The following is a 16,268-nucleotide window of genomic DNA, read 5'->3' as shown; positions in this document are numbered from 1 at the left end:
GAGAACTACGAGGCTGGGCTCTTTCTTCGAGGCTCGATCATGTGGGTGAAGGTCCTCACCTGAACCACATGATCCGAACCCCAAACAGCTCCTAGCTGATCTTTCATCGTAGAGACGTTCGTAGGCGTTCGGGCTGAGCTGCCCGTTGGCCGAGTGCCTCCTTCGGGTGTTGTGGCGGGTGAGCCAGCGAAAGACCGTGCGGCGGCAGGTGGCGGCGTCGCCGTAGTGGCGCTCGCCCTGGGAGCGTCTCTCGTTTGACCCGTCGGACCTGGCGGAGCTGGCCGGACTGCGGCGGGCGCGCAGAGCAGGCGACGGGGGTGGCGGTCGCGGAAGGCGAGCAGGGCAGGTCGAGTAAGCCCCCTACGATTCCGCGGTGACGCCAGGACGCCATGACATCGTCTCGCTGATGATCCGCATGTACAGCGGCGTCGGCAGGGCCCAGGCCACAGCGTCCCGCAGGAACGCGGTGACTGGGTGGGCGGCCTGGGCTAGCCGTCCGGCCTGGGCGGAGACCCGGACCATGCGCTGCGTGCGCGGAAGCCGCACCCGGTCGTAGGCGGCGAGCGCAGCGGGCAGCGACGGCTCGTGCTCCAGCGTCCGCGCGAGCGTGACCGCGTCCTCCAGCGCCTGGCAGGCGCCCTGGGCGAGGTCGGGGGTGACCGCGTGCGCGGCGTCGCCCAGCAGGACGACACGACCGGCGACATAGGACGGCAGCGGCGTGGTCAGGCTGTGGATGTCGTGACGCAGCAACGTCCCAGGCGGGGTGGCGGCCAGCAGTTGCGGGACGGGCTCGTGCCAGCCGCGGAACCGGTCGGCCAGTTCGCCCAGCGAGAGCCCGGGGACTGTGCCGGTGGGCAGGGCGAGGGTCGCGTACCAGTAGATGCCGCCGTCGGCCAGAGGCACGATCCCGAAGCGCTGCCCCCGGCCCCAGCTCTCGCTCATCGAGCCGTGGCGCAGCCCGGCGGCCGCGTCCCGGGGGACCACGGCACGCCAGGTCACGTAGCCGGCATAGGCGGGGCCGGGGTGGGCGGGGAACAAGGTCTCGCGCACGGTGCTGCGCAGCCCGTCGGCGGCTACGACCAGGTCGGCCGTGACCGTGCCCGAGCCGTGTGCCCCCTGGTGGCTCACGGCGCCCTCTTCGGCGCGTACGCCGGTGACGCGGCGGTCCGTGCCGATGACCCCATCGGGGAGCGCACGGGTGAGCATGTCCATGAGCTCGGCGCGATGCAGCGCGAAGCCTGGCACGCCGAAGCGGCGCTTGAGCTCCTCGACGTGCGCCCGCATGAGCCAGCGCCCCGAGCTCGTACGCAGGCCAGCCCCGCCCTGCAACGCCCCCGTCGCGCGCAACTCGCCCCCGAGCCCGAGCCAGTCCAGAGCACGCACCGCGTTCGGGGCCAGCGTGATGCCCGCGCCCGCCGCGCGCACCTCCCGCGCCTGCTCCAGCAGAGTCACCTGCCAGCCGGTCCTGGTCAACGCCAACGCCGTGGCCAGCCCGCCGATCCCTCCGCCGATGACTACTGCGCTGCGGTCCACCACACCCTCCTAAATAACTCGTACATAGATGTACGAGTTACCTTTGCAGGGGCCGCGCAGCCGTCCGCATGTCAGGGGCGACTTCCACGTCTCGCTGGTCGGCGCCGTCACCGACGTCCTCACCGCCGCCGGCTACCAGGTGTTCCCCGACCCCGGGGACGAGCGCGCCACCGGCGTCGTGGCCCGGCTGAACCCCGCGACCTGACCCGGGGCCGATCCGGCGCCTGTCGGGAATAGACGGTTTACCGACAGGCATCGAACCGACCCCGGCAACCCCTCAGAAAATCGAGCACCGAGGGACGAACTAGGGCGTCGCGCGGCCGATTCGGCGCCTCGATTGACGGCAGGGTTTTCCGACAGAAAGATCGGGCTCTGACTCGTCCCGAGGAGCCCTTGGTGCAGATCGTCTACTCCCGCGTCTCCACCGCGACAGTCCCTCCTTTGCCAGCGCCACATCCTCACCGAGGCCGGCCTCCTCATCCGCGTCGAGGGCGTCGCCGAGGGATTCCGGCCCGCCGACGGCGTCCGACTGTTCGAGGACCCGGCCACCACCTCGAAGGTCCCGGCCCTGGAACGGCCTGCCTTCGCGAAGGTCGCCGCTGCCGCACACCCCGGTGACACGCTCACGGTGTCAGAGCTGTTCCGGCTCTGCCGCGACCTGGTCGACATCCACAACGTCCGCGCCTGGTGCCAAGCCCGCGGCGTCGCCCTGCGCGTCCTTTCCGGTCCGCTGTCGAACTTCCACGACCTCGCCGCTAACGACGCCACCACCGACCTGCTGATCAACGTCATCACCGCCGTCGGCCAGTTCCAGCGCGACATCCAGAACGAGCTCACCGTCGAAGGCGTCGCCGCGGCCGAGGTCGAAGGCCGCTATCGCGGCCGCCCACCCGCGTTGACCGGCCCCGACCTGGAAGCGGTCGGGTCGACCTACACCGACCAGGGCACTTCGATCGCCGTGCTCGCCCGCGCCCACGGAGTCGGCCGCGCCGCCATCCGGACGGCGCTCGTGGACCTGCTGCCCGACCGGAGCGCCCCCGCCCTTTGATCATTCCGACCGGGAACCCATGCTGACCTGCGGTTCGATCCTAAGCGTTGTTACCCGTCAGTAGAGTCCCGGTGCCCCGTGTTGCCGGGACGTGCCCTCAGGCTCGTCCGGGCCCGGGAGGGAGCCACCGGGCCGACCGCGCCGAGCCGCCGAGTCGGATCGACGATCAACCGCAGAACGTAGAAGGCCGCGAGCCCGGCCTGAACCGCCGCGCCCGCCCATCGAACCCAGGGCCGAGGCTTTCGCATGTTGAACGCCACAATGCCGAGGGCCACGATCAGGACGCAAGCGCCGGGACGCTTATAAATCTACAACGTAAAGGCGTCGAGCGGTTGGAAATCCACCACCCACCACAAACGAACGGGCTCCGCCCGTACATTCCTCGACTAACCAGACCCTTCCGTTGCGCGGCGGGTTCGGCTGTCTCTACGCCGTGCAACGACCGCTGCCACCGCTGGGGAGATGGGGCACGCGCTCAGAACCGGTAGCGGAGAATGCGTGCCCCTTGCCGAGACAAGGCCGTGCTGCGGGCGGTGAGACGGGTCAGCGCGCGCAGGGGTTGCGGGAACCGGGCTGTTTCCGGAGCGCGGGTGAGGATCTGCTCCTCGATCAGTTCGAGGCCGGCGTCCCAGGACTCGGGTTCGTGTGGGTCGTCGAAGCCCTGGGCGGCTTTGATGCCGAGCGCCTTGATGGTCGGGTGGTACTTCATGGCCCAGGCGGCGAAGCGGGTGTAGCCGTTGAGCGCGAGTTCGCCCGCAGGGAAGTGGCCGGTCAGCGCGCGGGTCATCGTTCGGAAGGAGTCGCCGGGCATGAAGGGGAGCAGCCCTTCGGCGACGATCATCGCCGGCCGGTCGCCGGGGATGGCTGTGAGCCAGTCGGAGCCGGTGAGGTCGGCTCCGACCAGGTGGGAACGGCCGGGCAGGCATTCGGATCGCAGGTCCACCACTTCCGGGAAGTCGATGTCGTACCAGTCGACGCCGGGCGGGGGATCGCAGCGGAACATCCTGGTGTCCAGGCCGCAGCCCAGGTCGAGCACCACACATCCGGGATGAGCGGCGACGTAGGCGCGGACGGCGTCGTCGAGCTTCTTGGCGCGCAGTGCCGTGGTGAGGACGAGGTTGGGCTTGACTTTCAGCTTGCCGAAGTCGTAGTCGATTCTGCGGGCCAGTTCGGCGGAGAGCGTGTCGCCGAGGATGGGGCTGGGCCGCCCGGCGTCCAGGGCTCTGGCGTGGAGCGTGAGCAGCAGCGTTTCCTGGATCAGCCCGAGCTTGGGTTGCCAGCGGTGCATGGGGGTTCCTTAACGGCGTAGCGGATGACGGGCTGCGAGGTTCTGCAGCCACGTCAGGGAGTCGTGGGCGGCTTTGATGCGCTCGGTGCGGTGTCCCTCGCCGCCCGCGATGTCGAGTCCTTCGTCGGCGATCTCGCCGAACGCGCTCAGGCTTTCGAGTTTGCGCTGGATGACCTTCTGCCAGGCGTCGTCTTCGATGCGGTAGTAGGAGACGCGGTCGCCGGGCCTTCGCACCTTCTTGACCAGGCCGATGGCCGTGAGGAAGCGCATGTTCGAGGTGAGTGAGGCCCGGCTGGCCTGGATCACGTCCGCGATCTGGCCGGCGGACTGCTCGGCCGGATCGCAGATCATGAGCCAGCCGAGGATGCGTCCGGTGATGGGCGGCAGCCCCCACTCTTCGACGCAGAAGGCGGCCACCCGTTCCACCCAGCGGAGCAGCCGGTCCTGCTGTTCCTCAGTGCTCATGGTCGCGTCCTCCGTTGTTGATCGTGTGCCGGTTCACTGTGTCATGGCGGCCACCGACTCGTAGGTCGGTGTCGGGGTGATGTCCGCGAGCCGGGTTCTGCGCAGGTAGAGGTCGAACCAGTCGATCGCGAGCGCCATCGCCTCTTCCAGGCCGGGGCCGGTGTAGAGCCCGAGCACGTCGTAGGGGAGCACTGCGAGCCGCTTGGGCTCGCCCGCCTTGGCGAAGGCGCTTTGCGCCTCCTCGAGCATGTGGTAGGGGTCCCAGCCGCCGTTGGCGATCATCAGCAGCGGCGTCGGCGTGAGCCGGTGGATGAGGTTCTCCGGTGCGAAGGTGAGCAGGTGCTCGGCTGAGTCGAGGGTCTTCTCGTTGCGGTAGGTGGGAAACAGGCGGGTGGACATGTCCGGGGTGTCCTTCACGCTGTCGCCGTCCAGCGTCAGGTGTGGTACGCGAGCGCTCTGCCCGCCTTCGTAGCGCCGTTGCCAGTCCTGTTGTAGTTGGTCGCGCAGCGCGTGGACGCCGGCACGGCCCAGGAGGCGTTCCAGGTATCGCCATCCGTTCCACACGCTGGGGCTCTGTACGACGACGCACTTGATGCGCCGATCGAGCACGGCGGCTTGGGCTGCCACCGAGCCGCCGATGCTCACGCCCCACACGCCGATCCGCTCCGGCTGCACTTCGGGGCGGGTCTGCAGGTAGGACACGGCGCTGCGGAAGTCCTGCACCTGCTGCTCCGGGTAGTCCTGGCCGCGCGGTTCGCCTTCGCTGGAGCCGACCGTGCGGTAGTCGATGGCCAGCACCGCGAAGCCGGCCTTGACGAAGTGCGGGGCGAAGAACGCCAGCGCCTCTTTGACCATCACCCCGCTGTGCCCGAGCACCAGCCCGGGGACGGGGTCGCTCGTCTCGGGCAGGTAGAGATCACCCGCGCAGCGGGTGCCGACGCTGTTGAAGGTCACGTGTTCCATGGCTCTCCGTACTGTTGGCTAGTTATTTCAAACATGACTGAAATAGCTAGCAAAGTCAATCTGGAAGGCTACGCAGGGGAGAGGTGGTGCCCGCCACTGACGCCGGCGCATCGCGGCATCTACGAGTGACAGGGAATCCGTATTGCCCGTCATACATGCCGGGCCGCAGGCGCGTCCGCCCAGCTCTACGCTCGCCGGAGCGGGGCCGAATCAGTGTGAGCTGTCACATCAGCTCAGTGGCTCAGTTTTGCGGGCTCCAGGACCGAGGCGTACGGGCCGGCGCCACCTCACAAAGTACTGGGGCGCTGTCACTTGTCATCGACAGAACCGGCCGCCCTTTAGTTGTGCTTGTCGCCGTGGTGGTCGGCCAAACGGGTGAGCAGGTTGATCAGGTTCTGCCGGTCGGCTGCGGACAGCGGGGCGAGGTATTCGTCCTGGGCGGCGGCGAGCAGCCGGTCAAGGTCGGCGAGTTGCCTTCGGCCTGCCGGGGTGATGGTGATGATGTTGCGGCGGCGGTCTTCCGGGTCGGGTGCGCGCTCGAGGAGTTGCCGTTCGGCGAGGTCGTTGACGGTCGCCACCATGTCGCTGCGATCGATGCCGGTGCGGCGGCCGAGGGCGGCCTGGCTGGCCGGGCCGTACTCCTCCAGGGTGGCAAGCAGGGAGTAGTGGTGGCGCCGGATGCCGGCCTGGGCGAACGCCCGATCCACGATCCGGTTGGCGATCAATGCCGCACCGTAGGTCAGCCTGCTCGGCAGCGTGCGCAGCCGCTCCGGCGGCGGCCCCTCGGTAGTGTCCACGAGCCAAATCTAGCAAATTGTTGGCAGGACCCACGACTATATGTAATGTTGGTCGAGCCAACGTTGGTCTCACCCACGTTGGCTTGACCAACATTTGTCTTCATGACGCTGAGGAGCTCAGACATGACCACCATCGCACAGCCGGCCGGGCCCGCCTTCGGCCCCCAGGTCATCGGCCAGACCGAGAAGGCTCTCAACACCCTCCTGGAGCGACAGCTGGCCGGGACCAGCATCACCGAACCCCAGTGGGTGACGCTGACGCTGACCGTGGTCAGCGACGGAACTCTGTCCGGCGATGCTCTGGCCGAGCGGGTCTCCCACTCCTTGAAGGTCGGCCAGGCCACGGCACACCAGCGCATCGTCGAACTGACGGCCGCGAACCTGGTCCGCACCAGCCAGGACGGCATCGTCGAAGCGACCGAGGACGGCAGGGCCCAGTGGAACCAGGTCCGCGCCGCCATCGCCCGGATCACCGAAAAGTTGTGGGGCGACCTGCCGGAGGAGGAATTGGCCACCGCCGGCCGCGTCCTGAACACCGTCCTGTCCCGCGCGAACACGCTGCTGTCCGCCGCCTGAGATCCGCTCCGGCGCACCCGCCACGTCGCTGGACGGCGCTCGGCACCGTGGCCACCGGCCACACCTCACCCTTCAACCACCAGGCAAGGAGTTCCGTTGAGTACCGATGTCGGTACGGCGGCCGCACCGCGGGCGACCCGAAGAGAATGGCTGGGGTTAGCGGTCCTCGCGCTTCCCACCATGTTGATCGCCATGGATTTGACCGTCCTGCATCTGGCACTGCCCGCCCTCACCGCCGACCTGCGGCCCAGCAACGCCGAGTTGCTGTGGATCGTGGACATCTACGGGTTCCTCACCGCCGGCTTCCTCATCACCATGGGCGCGATCGGGGACAGGATCGGCCGCCGGCGGCTGCTGATGATCGGCGCGTTCGCGTTCGGGGTGGCCTCGGTGCTCTCGGCATTCGCGGTCAACGCGGCGATGCTCATCGCCGCCCGGGCGCTCCTCGGCCTCGCGGGCGCCACGTTGATGCCTTCCACGCTCTCCCTGATCCGGATCATGTTCACCGACCCCAAGCAGCGGGGTGCCGCGATCGGGGCCTGGACCGGCTTCTTCGGCCTCGGCACGGTGATCGGGCCCCTGGTCGGCGGTACGTTCCTTGAGCTGTTCCAGTGGGGCTCGGTCTTCCTGCTCGGCGTCCCGATCATGCTGCTGCTGATCGGGTTCGGCCCGATCGTGCTGCCGGAGTACCGGGACGAGTCGGTCTCCCGCCCGGACTTCATCAGCGCGGTCATGTCCATCGTCGGCGTCCTTGCCTTGATCTTCGGTCTCAAGGGGATCGCCGAGGACGGCCTGGGCCCGGAGTCGGGCATCGCCATCGTCGCCGGCCTGGCGCTGGGGGCGCTCTTCATCTCTCGCCAGCGGCGGATCGAGCAGCCACTGGTTGACCTCTCGCTGTTCCAGAACAAACTGTTCGGATCGGCCCTTGGCATGCTCGTCCTGGGGACCCTGATCTCCGGGGGCTCGCAGTTCTTTGTCCTGCAGTACCTGCAGCTGGTGTGCAAGCTGTCCCCGATCGAGGCCGGGCTCTGGTCGATGCCCACCACCATCGCGGTCATGATCGGCGCCATGGGGGCCCCTGCCCTGGCGAGCCGCATGAAGCTGAGCACGCTGCTCGCCGGCGGCCTGGTGGTCGCGGTGCTCGGCATGGTGGTGCTGGCCCAGCTCAGTGGTCCCTCCGGCCTGTATGTCGCCGTGGTAGGCGCGGCCGTCATCGGACTCGGGCTCGGGCCGATGATCTCGCTGGGCACCGGACTGATCGTGGGAGCGGCACCGCCCGAGCGGGCCGGTGCCGCCTCTGCGATCGCCTCGACCGGCACCGACCTCGGCGCCTCGATGGGCATCGCCGTGATCGGCAGCATCGGCTTCGTGGTGTACCGGGCGAACCTGACCGGCAAGCTCCCCGAGGGGCTGCCCGACGCCGTCGTCAAGACGGCCGAGGACACCCTGGCCGCCGCGGTCGACGCCGCCCGCACATTGCCGGTCGGCGACGGAGCCCTGCTGTTGTCGGTGGCCCGTGAGGCATTTGTGTACGGCCTGCAGGCGACCGCGGTCGTCGGTGCGGTGCTCGCTGCCCTGCTGGCTGTAGCCGCTGTGATCCTGCTGCGCGACGCGCGGATGCCGGCCCCTCCGTCGCCCGCGGAAACCGGTGACCAGACGAACCTCCTTCGAGAAGGCACATGAGTGACATGCCTGAAAGGCGGATGATTGACATGCTGCATACGAACTCAAAGGTCGACCGGCGCGACCTGGTGAGCCTGCGCGATCTGATCCGGGGGCGTACGCTCCATCCCGGTGACGAGGGCTTCGAGGAGGCCGGCTCCGGCTGGTTGCTGACGGTCGAGCACCGGCCCGCGGTGGTCGTGGTCGCCGCGGACGCCGATGACGTGGCCGCCGCCGTCCGGTTAGCGGCGGAGGCGGGGTTCCCGGTTGCGGTGCAGTCGACCGGGCACGGCAAGTCGGTGCCGGCGGACGGCGCCGTGTTCATCGCCACCGGACAGCTGCGCGAGCTGTCGGTGGACCCGCGTGCCCGCACGGCACGGATCGGAGCCGGCCTGCGGTGGGGCGAGGTGCTCGCCGCGGCGGCCGAGCACGGTCTCGCGCCGCTGTGCGGCTCATCCCCTCAGGTCGGGGTGATGGGCTACCTGACCGGTGGCGGGCTCCCGCTGACCGGCCGCACGTACGGCTTCGCCGCCGACTACGTCCGCTCGCTCGACATCGTCACCGCCGACGGCCTGCTGCGCACGGTTTCGCCTGCCCAGGAGGCTGACCTGTTCTGGGCGGTGCGGGGCGGCAAGAGCAATTTCGGTGTCGTGGTCGCGGCCGAGATCGAGTTGCTGCCGCTGCGCACCGTCTACGGCGGTGAGCTCTGGTATCCGGGGGAGGATCCCACGCACGCCGCCCACGTGCTCGGCTCCTATGTGGCCTGGGCCAAGGAGCAGCCGGAGGAGATGTCGTCCTCGGTGACACTGATGCGCCTGCCTGATGCGCCGCAGCTGCCCGAGGAGTTCCGCGGCCGCTCGTTCATACAGATCCGGGTGGTCTACACCGGGGGCGAGGAGCAAGGCGCGCGGCTGGTGGAGCCGTTGCGCGCGCTCGGCCCGGAAGACAAGGACACCTGCGCCGCGCTGCCGTACACGCAGATCACCGAGATCTACCAGGATCCCAGGAACCCGGTCTCGGCGCACCTGCGCAGCGCATTGCTCCGCGAACTCGACGACGAGGCCGTGGCCGAGTTGGTCTCGTTCATCGACCCGTCGAATTCCGGGGGCCCGTTCCCCGGCATCGAGCTACGTCACCTGGGCGGGGCGCTGAACCGGCCGCCCGGCCGCCCGCACGCGGTCAGCACCCAGGGCGCGGCCTTCCACCTGTGGCTGCGGATGCCGGCGCCCGCCGAGCGGGCCGAGGCGGCGCGCACGGCCGCCGACGAGGTGCTGGAACGGCTCCGGCCGTGGGACACCGGCGCCATGCTCCCGGGGTTCCTGTTCGACCACGACTCCGCTCCCGAGCGGGTCAGGCGCGCCTACACCGAGGCGAACCACCAGCGGCTGAGCACGCTGAAGGCGACCTACGACCCGAACCAGCTCTTCCGCATCAACCACAACATCCCGCCGTCGGGTCACGGCACTTCCTGACGCAGAGCGTCTCCGTCACCGCTGCTGCAACGGCGACGACAGCGTGGCCTGGTCACTGTCGCCGCCGGTGATCGCTCAGCAACTCTTCATGTCCGTCCGATCGAAAGGGCCTCTTCATGAACATCGACCAGTTTCCTGCGCAGCCAACCGCCACCCCGGTCGGTACGCCGCCGCCCTTCGACCCGGAGCTCGACGCCGCGCTGACCGTGCTGCGCCGGCAGATCCCCACCACGGTCCCGTCCCTGGACATGATCCCGGCACTTCGGCGGCAGGCGGCGGAATGGGCCCCGCCTCCCAGCAACGAGCAGATCAGCCGGGACGGTGCCTTCGTCGTCACGGAGCGGACCGCTCCCGGTCCCGCTGGCGCACCCGAGATCCCCCTGCTGATCTGCCGGCCCGCCGAGGCCGCCACCCCGGTGGCCGCCGTGTACTACATTCACGGCGGAGGGATGATCGGCGGAACCCATCGCATGATCGGCGTGGACCCCCTCCTGGACATGGCGACGGAGTTGGGCCTGGCCGTGGTGTCGGTGGACTACCGGCTCGCCCCCGAGCACCCGCACCCCGCCCCCGTGGAGGACTGCTACGCCGGCCTGCTCTGGACCGTGGAACACGCCGCAGACCTCGGCATCGACCCATCTCGTCTCCTGGTGGCAGGGCCCAGCGCGGGCGGTGGTCTCGCCGCGGCAGTGGTCCTGCTGGCCCGCGATCGGAAGGGGCCGGCGCTGGCCGGTCAGCTGTTGAACTGCCCCCTGCTCGACGACCGCAACAACACCCCGTCCTCACTTCAGATGGCCGGCCTCGACGTCTGGGACCACGCACGCAACGAGATGGGCTGGACCGCGCTGCTCGGCGAGCAGCGCGGCGGTCTCGACGTGTCCCCCTACGCCGCCCCGGCCCGCGCCACCGACCTGTCCGGGCTGCCCCCTGCGTTCATCGACGTCGGCTCGGCCGAAACCTTCCGGGACGAGGGGGTCACCTACGCCACCCGCATCTGGCAAGCCGGCGGCAAGGCTGAACTGCACGTCTGGCCGGGCGGCTTCCACGGGTTCGATGTGATGGTCCCCCAAGCCATGCTCTCCCAGGACGCGAAGACGGCACGGCTGCGCTGGCTACGCCGCACGCTCGCCCTCTGACAACCCTCGCCGAGGCGGACGTAGTGGCTGAGCCCGGTCTGCCGTCCTTTCGGCAGGGTCCGCTGGGTCGGCGGGGTGGGGCTGGTCAGGGTTTGCCGGGGGATTCGGGCCAGCCGTGTTCGAGAAGGTCGAAGATGGCGTTGAGTGCGGCCAGGGGGTCGGGTTCGGTGCCTGCGAGTTCGGGGATCTCCAGGACGTAGCGGGCCAGCGCGCGGATGGTCATGTCGGAGGGGTCGCGGCCGCTCTCGGTGGCGATCGCCTCGGCGAGGGCTTCTTCGCAGGCGATCCAGAGCTTGCGTGAGTATTCCCGCAGGGCGGGCGTGCTGACGATCAGGTCGCGTTTGTGCCGTAGTTCGGGCGGGAGGTCGTCGGTGAAGGGGCCTCGGGCTGCCATGCTGCGGCGCAGGGCTTCCAGTACGGACTGGCCGGGGGGCCGGTCGTGGACTGCGGCGGTCAGCCAGATGCGTCGTTCGGAGCCGTCGTCGAAGATCAGTGCTTCTTTGCCGTCGGGTACGTGCGCGAACAGGGTGGCGATGGAGACGTCTGCTTCGTCGGCGATCTGGGCGACGGTGACGCCGTCGTAGCCGTGCTCGCTGAAGAGCCGGAGTGCGGCCTCCGACAGTGCCTGGCGGGTCTGTGCCTTCTTGCGCTCGCGGCGTCCCATCGTCGTCGGCATGTCTCCATCGTACCGTAACCTGAAACGCCTCTGAATCTATAGTGGTTATAGTTTCAGAGTCAGTTCAGGTTTTTCGCGAACGGAGATGTGTCATGGCAATCCCCGCAACCGCCGGCCCGCCGGCGACCGCGTCCACGCGCCGCATGTGGGCGATCCTGGGGCTGGTGCTGCTCGCCGACGCCCTCGACATGATCGACGCCACGGTCACCAACATCGCCGCGCCCACGATCGCCGCCGAACTGCACGGCGGCGAGGGCCTGATCAAGTGGCTCGGGTCGGCGTACATGCTCGCCATGGGCGTCCTGCTCGTGGTCGGCGGGCGGCTGGGCGACAAGTACGGCCAGCGCAGGCTGTTTCTCGTGGGCATGAGCGGCTTCACGATCGCCTCGGCCGTGGCGGGACTCTCGCCCGACCCCGCGCTGCTGATCCTGGCCCGCGGCGCACAGGGCGCGTTCGGCGCGCTGCTGATCCCGCAAGGCATGGCGATCATGACGAAGACGTTCTCGCGTGACATGCTCACCAAGGCGTTCGCGTTGTTCGGGCCCCTGCTGGGGGCCGCCTCGGTCGGCGGCCCGATCCTGGCCGGGTTCGTGATCGACGCCGACCTCGCCGGGCTGTCGTGGCGCCCGATCTTCCTGGTCAACCTGGTGCTCGGCGGCCTCGGCCTGGTCCTGGCGGTCCGGCTGCTGCCGCACGACGACGGCGACGCCGCCACCGGCGTGGACGGGGTGGGCTCCGGGCTGCTCGCCGCCGCCATGTTCGGGCTGCTCCTGGGGCTGGTCGAGGGGTCGGACAACGGCTGGACCGCAGTCCCGATCCTCTCGGTCGCCGCCGGCCTGGTGTTCCTGGCCGCCTTCGCCCGCCGCCAGAGCACCGCTGCAGACCCGCTGCTGAAGCCGTCCCTGCTGCGCAACCGCGGCTTCAGCTCCGGGCTGCTCGTCGGCCTGATCGTCTTCGCGGCCACCACCGGGCTGGTCTACGTCCTGTCGCTGTTCATGCAGCAAGGGCTGCACGCCTCGGCCCGGGACGCCTCCCTGGGGCTGCTGCCGATGACCGTCGGCATCATCGTCGCCTCGGGAGCGTGCATGGCGCTGATCAGGAAGCTGGGGCGTACGCTCATCTTCTTCGGCCTGGCCGTCATCCTGGCCGGCTGCGGCTGGCTGCTCGTCCTGGTCGCGGCCTCGGGCACGGACCTGAGCCTGTGGGCCCTCGCGCCGGCCGTCTTCCTCACGGGCCTGGGGATGGGCGCCTGCTACGGCACGATCTTCGACGTCGCGATCGGCGACATCGATCCCGGCGAGGCCGGCAGCGCCAGCGGTTCCCTGTCGGCGATCCAGCAACTGGCGGCCGGGGCCGGCTCGGCCGCCGTCACGTCGGTCTTCTTCCAGTCGGCCGGCTCCGGCTTCGGCCCCGCCATGACGGCCAGCCTCGTCGTCGTCGTGGCCCTGACCGCCGTCACCGTCCCGGCCGTGACCCTGATGCCCAGACGAGCACCGGCTGAACTCCAGCACTGACCCAGACCAGATCAACGTAAGGAGCCGGACGGTGTCCTTCCTCCACGGCCCCGCCCCCTGGGACGTACGGCGCCTGCCACGTGCCGAGGGCAAGAACTTCCTCGTCACGGGCGGTAACGCGGGCATCGGCTACTTCGTCGCCGAACAGCTGGCCGGCACTGGCGCCACGGTGGTCCTCGCCTGCCGTGACACCGCCAAGGCCGAGGCCGCGCGGGTCTCGATCCGTACCCGCGTCCCGGGTGCGCGTGTCCGTCACATCCGCCTGGATCTCGCCGACCTCTCCTCGCTCAAGGCCTGCACGGACGGCCTGGCGCTGGAGAGGCTGGACGCGGTCGTCTGCAACGCCGGCGTACTGTTCGACGATCCGCCACGGCGCGAGAGCGGGGACGGCAACGAGCTGATGTTCGCCACCAACCATCTGGGTCACTTCGCGCTGATCTCGTGGCTCGCACCCCTGCTTGCGGCTGCACCCGCCGGCCGCGTCGTCACCACCGGCAGCTTCACGGCGAAGTCCGAGAGCCTGGACCTTGACGATCTCCAGAGCATGCGCGGCTACCGGCCGAAGCGCACCTACGTACGGTCCAAGCTCGCGCAGATGCTCTTCGGCTTCGAACTCGACCGTCGCCTGCGCGCCGCCGGCAGCACGACGCTGAGCGTGGTCACCCACCCCGGCGGCGCGCTCGACTCCCTCACCCCCTCACGTCCGCCGGTCCGCGTCCGAACGGTCGGCGAACGACTGCGCGGCCTGCCGGCCGGTCTGCTCTTGCAGAGCAAGGAGGCGCCGCCTGGCCCGCCGTCCGGGCCGTCCTCGACCCGTCCGTACGCGGCGGCCAGCTCTGGGGGCCTCGGGTGTTCGGGATCCGCGGCCTGCCCACCCTCGAACCCGTCCGAGGTCACCTGGCCGACCCCGTACTGGCGGCGCGCCTGTGGGCCGCGTCCGCCGACCTGACCGGCCTCGACCCGGGCGCGAACCTCAGGTGAGGGGACAGTCATTTCGGTGGTTCCGTCCGAAGTCCTCGGGTTCTTCTCGCAACCCCGCGCACTGTGGACGCCTCCTCACGTCACGCCGGAGGCCCGGGGTTCTGGTGTGGCGGCGTTGCGGGTGGCGGAGGCGGGGAGGCTGGCGGTGACCGTGAAGCCGCCCTCGCCGTCGTGTCCCGCGCTGAAGGTGCCGCCGAGCAGGGTCACCCGGCGGTCGAGCCCGGTCAGGCCCATTCCTGAGCCGGCTCTGGTCAGCGTGGGATCGGCGCTCCGCCGGGGCGGCGCGTTGCGTACCTCGACGTCGGCCCGGTCGCCGGGGTAGGAGATGGTGACCGTGACCGGTGCTCCAGGGGCGTGTTTGCGGGCGTTGGTCAGCGACTCCTGCACCACGCGGTAGACGGCTCGGGCCACGACGGCGGGCACCGTATCGGGGTCGCCCTCGACGTGCAGGGCCGCGTGGTCGGCTGCCGCGAGTGCGGCGAGGTCGCCGCCGGTGTCGTTCTGGGGACGCCCGGCGGGGGCGGGCCGGGCCCCCGTGGTGACGACACGCATGAGATCGCGCAGCTCGGTGAGGGTGCGGGTGCCGGCTCGCCGGATCTGCTCGGCCGCTGTGCGGGCGTCGTCGTCGCGGGTGGTGACGCGGAGGGCGTCGGCGTGCAGCACGATCTCCGTGACGTGGTGGGTGACGATGTCGTGCAGGTCGGCGGCCAGGCGCTGCCGTTCGGCGGTTTCGGCGCGTTCGGCGAGCAGGCGGCGTTCGGAGTCGGCCAGCTCGGCCCGTTTGCGCAGTGATCGCACCAGCTCGTGCCGGGCCCGCAGGTACAGGGCGCCCAGCGCGGGCAGGGCGGTGGACGACAGCGCTTCGTACAGGTTTCCCCACGAGGGAGCCCAGATCGGGATCACCGGCAGCGCGAGGACGGCGGCGAAGGCGAACGCCTGGTGCCAGGGCAGCAGGGTGACCAGGAAGGACACCACGACCGGGGTTGCCACGGGTGTCGTGATGGGGCCGGTCTGCGCTGCCACCGCATCCGGCATCAGGCCGGTCCCGAGAGCGAGCACGGTCGTGACCACGACGGCCAGTGCTCCTACCGTACGCGGGAGGCGGACGACCAGCGGCAAGGACGCGTTGAGCAGGAGGTTCAGGGCGAGGCCGGCGAGTGAGCCGGGGCCGTGGCCGTCCCCGCTCGTGGTGTACAGGACGATCTGAACGACGGCGCAGAGGATGGCCGCGCCGATGGCGGCCATGAGCATGATTCTTCGATCGCGGACGATGAGTTCCGGCCAGCGGGACAGTGTGTGCACAGCGGGGTACCTCGGAAGGCCGCCGTGGTGTCGCCCGTGGCGGCCGGGTGGTCGCGGGTCGTGTTCAGGCGGGCTCGTCGAGGAGCCCGGCCTGGTGGGCGAGCAGGGCCGCCTGCGTCCGGTGGGTGAGGTCGAGCTTGGCCAGGAGTCGGGAGACGTAGCTGCGGACGGTCGTCTCCGACAGGAACAGCCGCCGGGCGATCTCGGGATTGGTGAGCCCTTCACCGAGGCAGGCCAGCACCTCGCGTTCGCGCTCGGCCAGCGTGGCGATCCGCGACCGGGCGGCGTCGCGCCGCTCGTCGCCTCTGGAGGACTGGGCGATCAGTCTGCGCGCCGCGCTCGGGGACATCACGACGTTCCCGTCGGCGGCGACCTTGACCAGGTTGAGCAGCTCCTCGGCCGGGGTGGCCTTCACCAGGAAGCCCGCGGCTCCGGCCTCCAGGGCGCCGAGGACGTGCTCGTCTGAGTCGAACGTGGTGAGCGCGACCACCGCGGGCGGCGCGGCCAGCGCGGTGATCTCCTTCGTCGCGGTGATCCCGTCCACGCCCGGCATCCTGAGGTCCATCAGTACCACGTCGGGCTGGTTGCGCAGGACCTCCTCGACCGCTTCTGCCCCGTCTCGTGCCTCGCCGACCACGTCGAGCTCCGTACTGGAGCCGAGGATGGTCTTGAGATGCCGGCGGACCATCGGGTCGTCGTCGGCGAGCAGAATCCTGATCATGTCTGCTGAGTCTGCCATCCGCCCTGGCGGGGCGGGGGGGGGCGGCGGCCCGCCCACCCCCCCGCGGGAGAACTTCGTAAACACGACGCCGACACCGACACTGAACACGGCCGGCAGGACCACGCGCAAACCCC

General features: G+C 69.9%; 16 protein-coding genes. 8 read left to right on the top strand and 8 right to left on the bottom strand.

Going from position 1 to position 16,268, the window contains the following annotated elements:
• Positions 1–360 precede the first annotated feature (360 nt).
• The gene (locus AB0J53_RS44980) at positions 361–1,533 is read right to left on the bottom strand and encodes an FAD-dependent oxidoreductase (protein ID WP_364184492.1); all 1,173 of its coding nucleotides are present in this window, start codon (positions 1,531–1,533) and stop codon (positions 361–363) included.
• 28 nt (positions 1,534–1,561) lie between these two features.
• Here AB0J53_RS44980 and AB0J53_RS44975 point away from each other — a divergent pair, with 28 nt between their 5' ends.
• Complete coding sequence (locus tag AB0J53_RS44975; RefSeq protein WP_364184489.1) at positions 1,562–1,738, top strand: hypothetical protein; 177 nt, start codon at positions 1,562–1,564, stop codon at positions 1,736–1,738.
• A gap of 249 nt (positions 1,739–1,987) precedes the next feature.
• A complete protein-coding gene (locus AB0J53_RS44970; protein WP_364184495.1) occupies positions 1,988–2,581 on the top strand; it encodes a recombinase family protein in 594 nt (197 codons plus the stop codon).
• A 475-nt stretch (positions 2,582–3,056) separates the two neighbouring features.
• Here the strand turns inward: AB0J53_RS44970 and AB0J53_RS44965 are convergent, their stop codons facing one another.
• From AB0J53_RS44965 to AB0J53_RS44950, 4 genes are all read right to left on the bottom strand, one after another.
• A complete protein-coding gene (locus AB0J53_RS44965; RefSeq protein WP_364184485.1) occupies positions 3,057–3,869 on the bottom strand; it encodes a class I SAM-dependent methyltransferase in 813 nt (270 codons plus the stop codon).
• Positions 3,870–3,878: 9 nt separating this feature from the next.
• The gene (locus tag AB0J53_RS44960; protein ID WP_219520053.1) at positions 3,879–4,334 is read right to left on the bottom strand and encodes a transcriptional regulator; all 456 of its coding nucleotides are present in this window, start codon (positions 4,332–4,334) and stop codon (positions 3,879–3,881) included.
• A gap of 33 nt (positions 4,335–4,367) precedes the next feature.
• On the bottom strand, positions 4,368–5,297 hold the full coding sequence (locus AB0J53_RS44955; RefSeq protein WP_364184481.1) for an alpha/beta fold hydrolase: 930 nt from the start codon (positions 5,295–5,297) through the stop codon (positions 4,368–4,370).
• Between the two features lie 338 nt (positions 5,298–5,635).
• On the bottom strand, positions 5,636–6,094 hold the full coding sequence (locus AB0J53_RS44950; protein ID WP_364184478.1) for a MarR family winged helix-turn-helix transcriptional regulator: 459 nt from the start codon (positions 6,092–6,094) through the stop codon (positions 5,636–5,638).
• Positions 6,095–6,217: 123 nt separating this feature from the next.
• Here AB0J53_RS44950 and AB0J53_RS44945 point away from each other — a divergent pair, with 123 nt between their 5' ends.
• From AB0J53_RS44945 to AB0J53_RS44930, 4 genes are all read left to right on the top strand, one after another.
• On the top strand, positions 6,218–6,670 hold the full coding sequence (locus AB0J53_RS44945; RefSeq protein ID WP_364184475.1) for a hypothetical protein: 453 nt from the start codon (positions 6,218–6,220) through the stop codon (positions 6,668–6,670).
• A gap of 96 nt (positions 6,671–6,766) precedes the next feature.
• The gene (locus AB0J53_RS44940) at positions 6,767–8,353 is read left to right on the top strand and encodes an MFS transporter (RefSeq protein WP_364184472.1); all 1,587 of its coding nucleotides are present in this window, start codon (positions 6,767–6,769) and stop codon (positions 8,351–8,353) included.
• 29 nt (positions 8,354–8,382) lie between these two features.
• Entirely contained in the window at positions 8,383–9,804 is a 1,422-nt protein-coding gene (locus tag AB0J53_RS44935; RefSeq protein WP_364184469.1) for an FAD-binding protein, read from the top strand.
• A gap of 116 nt (positions 9,805–9,920) precedes the next feature.
• The gene (locus tag AB0J53_RS44930) at positions 9,921–10,940 is read left to right on the top strand and encodes an alpha/beta hydrolase (RefSeq protein WP_364184467.1); all 1,020 of its coding nucleotides are present in this window, start codon (positions 9,921–9,923) and stop codon (positions 10,938–10,940) included.
• Positions 10,941–11,025: 85 nt separating this feature from the next.
• Here AB0J53_RS44930 and AB0J53_RS44925 read toward each other — a convergent pair whose 3' ends face one another.
• On the bottom strand, positions 11,026–11,616 hold the full coding sequence (locus tag AB0J53_RS44925) for a TetR/AcrR family transcriptional regulator (protein ID WP_364184464.1): 591 nt from the start codon (positions 11,614–11,616) through the stop codon (positions 11,026–11,028).
• A 92-nt stretch (positions 11,617–11,708) separates the two neighbouring features.
• Between AB0J53_RS44925 and AB0J53_RS44920 the strand changes: the two genes are divergently transcribed.
• Together AB0J53_RS44920 and AB0J53_RS44915 are read left to right on the top strand one after the other, a co-directional pair.
• Positions 11,709–13,130, top strand: coding sequence for an MFS transporter (locus AB0J53_RS44920; protein WP_364184461.1), 1,422 nt, complete (start codon positions 11,709–11,711; stop codon positions 13,128–13,130).
• A 31-nt stretch (positions 13,131–13,161) separates the two neighbouring features.
• Positions 13,162–14,079 (top strand): SDR family NAD(P)-dependent oxidoreductase, encoded by a 918-nt coding sequence (locus tag AB0J53_RS44915; RefSeq protein ID WP_364184458.1) that lies wholly within the window; start codon positions 13,162–13,164, stop codon positions 14,077–14,079.
• 107 nt (positions 14,080–14,186) lie between these two features.
• Here the strand turns inward: AB0J53_RS44915 and AB0J53_RS44910 are convergent, their stop codons facing one another.
• On the bottom strand, positions 14,187–15,413 hold the full coding sequence (locus AB0J53_RS44910) for an ATP-binding protein (protein ID WP_364184455.1): 1,227 nt from the start codon (positions 15,411–15,413) through the stop codon (positions 14,187–14,189).
• A gap of 64 nt (positions 15,414–15,477) precedes the next feature.
• A complete protein-coding gene (locus AB0J53_RS44905; RefSeq protein ID WP_364184452.1) occupies positions 15,478–16,134 on the bottom strand; it encodes a response regulator transcription factor in 657 nt (218 codons plus the stop codon).
• Positions 16,135–16,268: the final 134 nt, after the last annotated feature.

The sequence above is a fragment of the Nonomuraea sp. NPDC049725 genome (genome assembly GCF_040674795.1).
Taxonomy (GTDB): Bacteria; Actinomycetota; Actinomycetes; order Streptosporangiales; family Streptosporangiaceae; genus Nonomuraea; species Nonomuraea ceibae.
The sequence above is the reverse complement of the archived record's forward strand: the minus strand, read 5'-3'. Positions and strand labels throughout refer to the sequence as shown.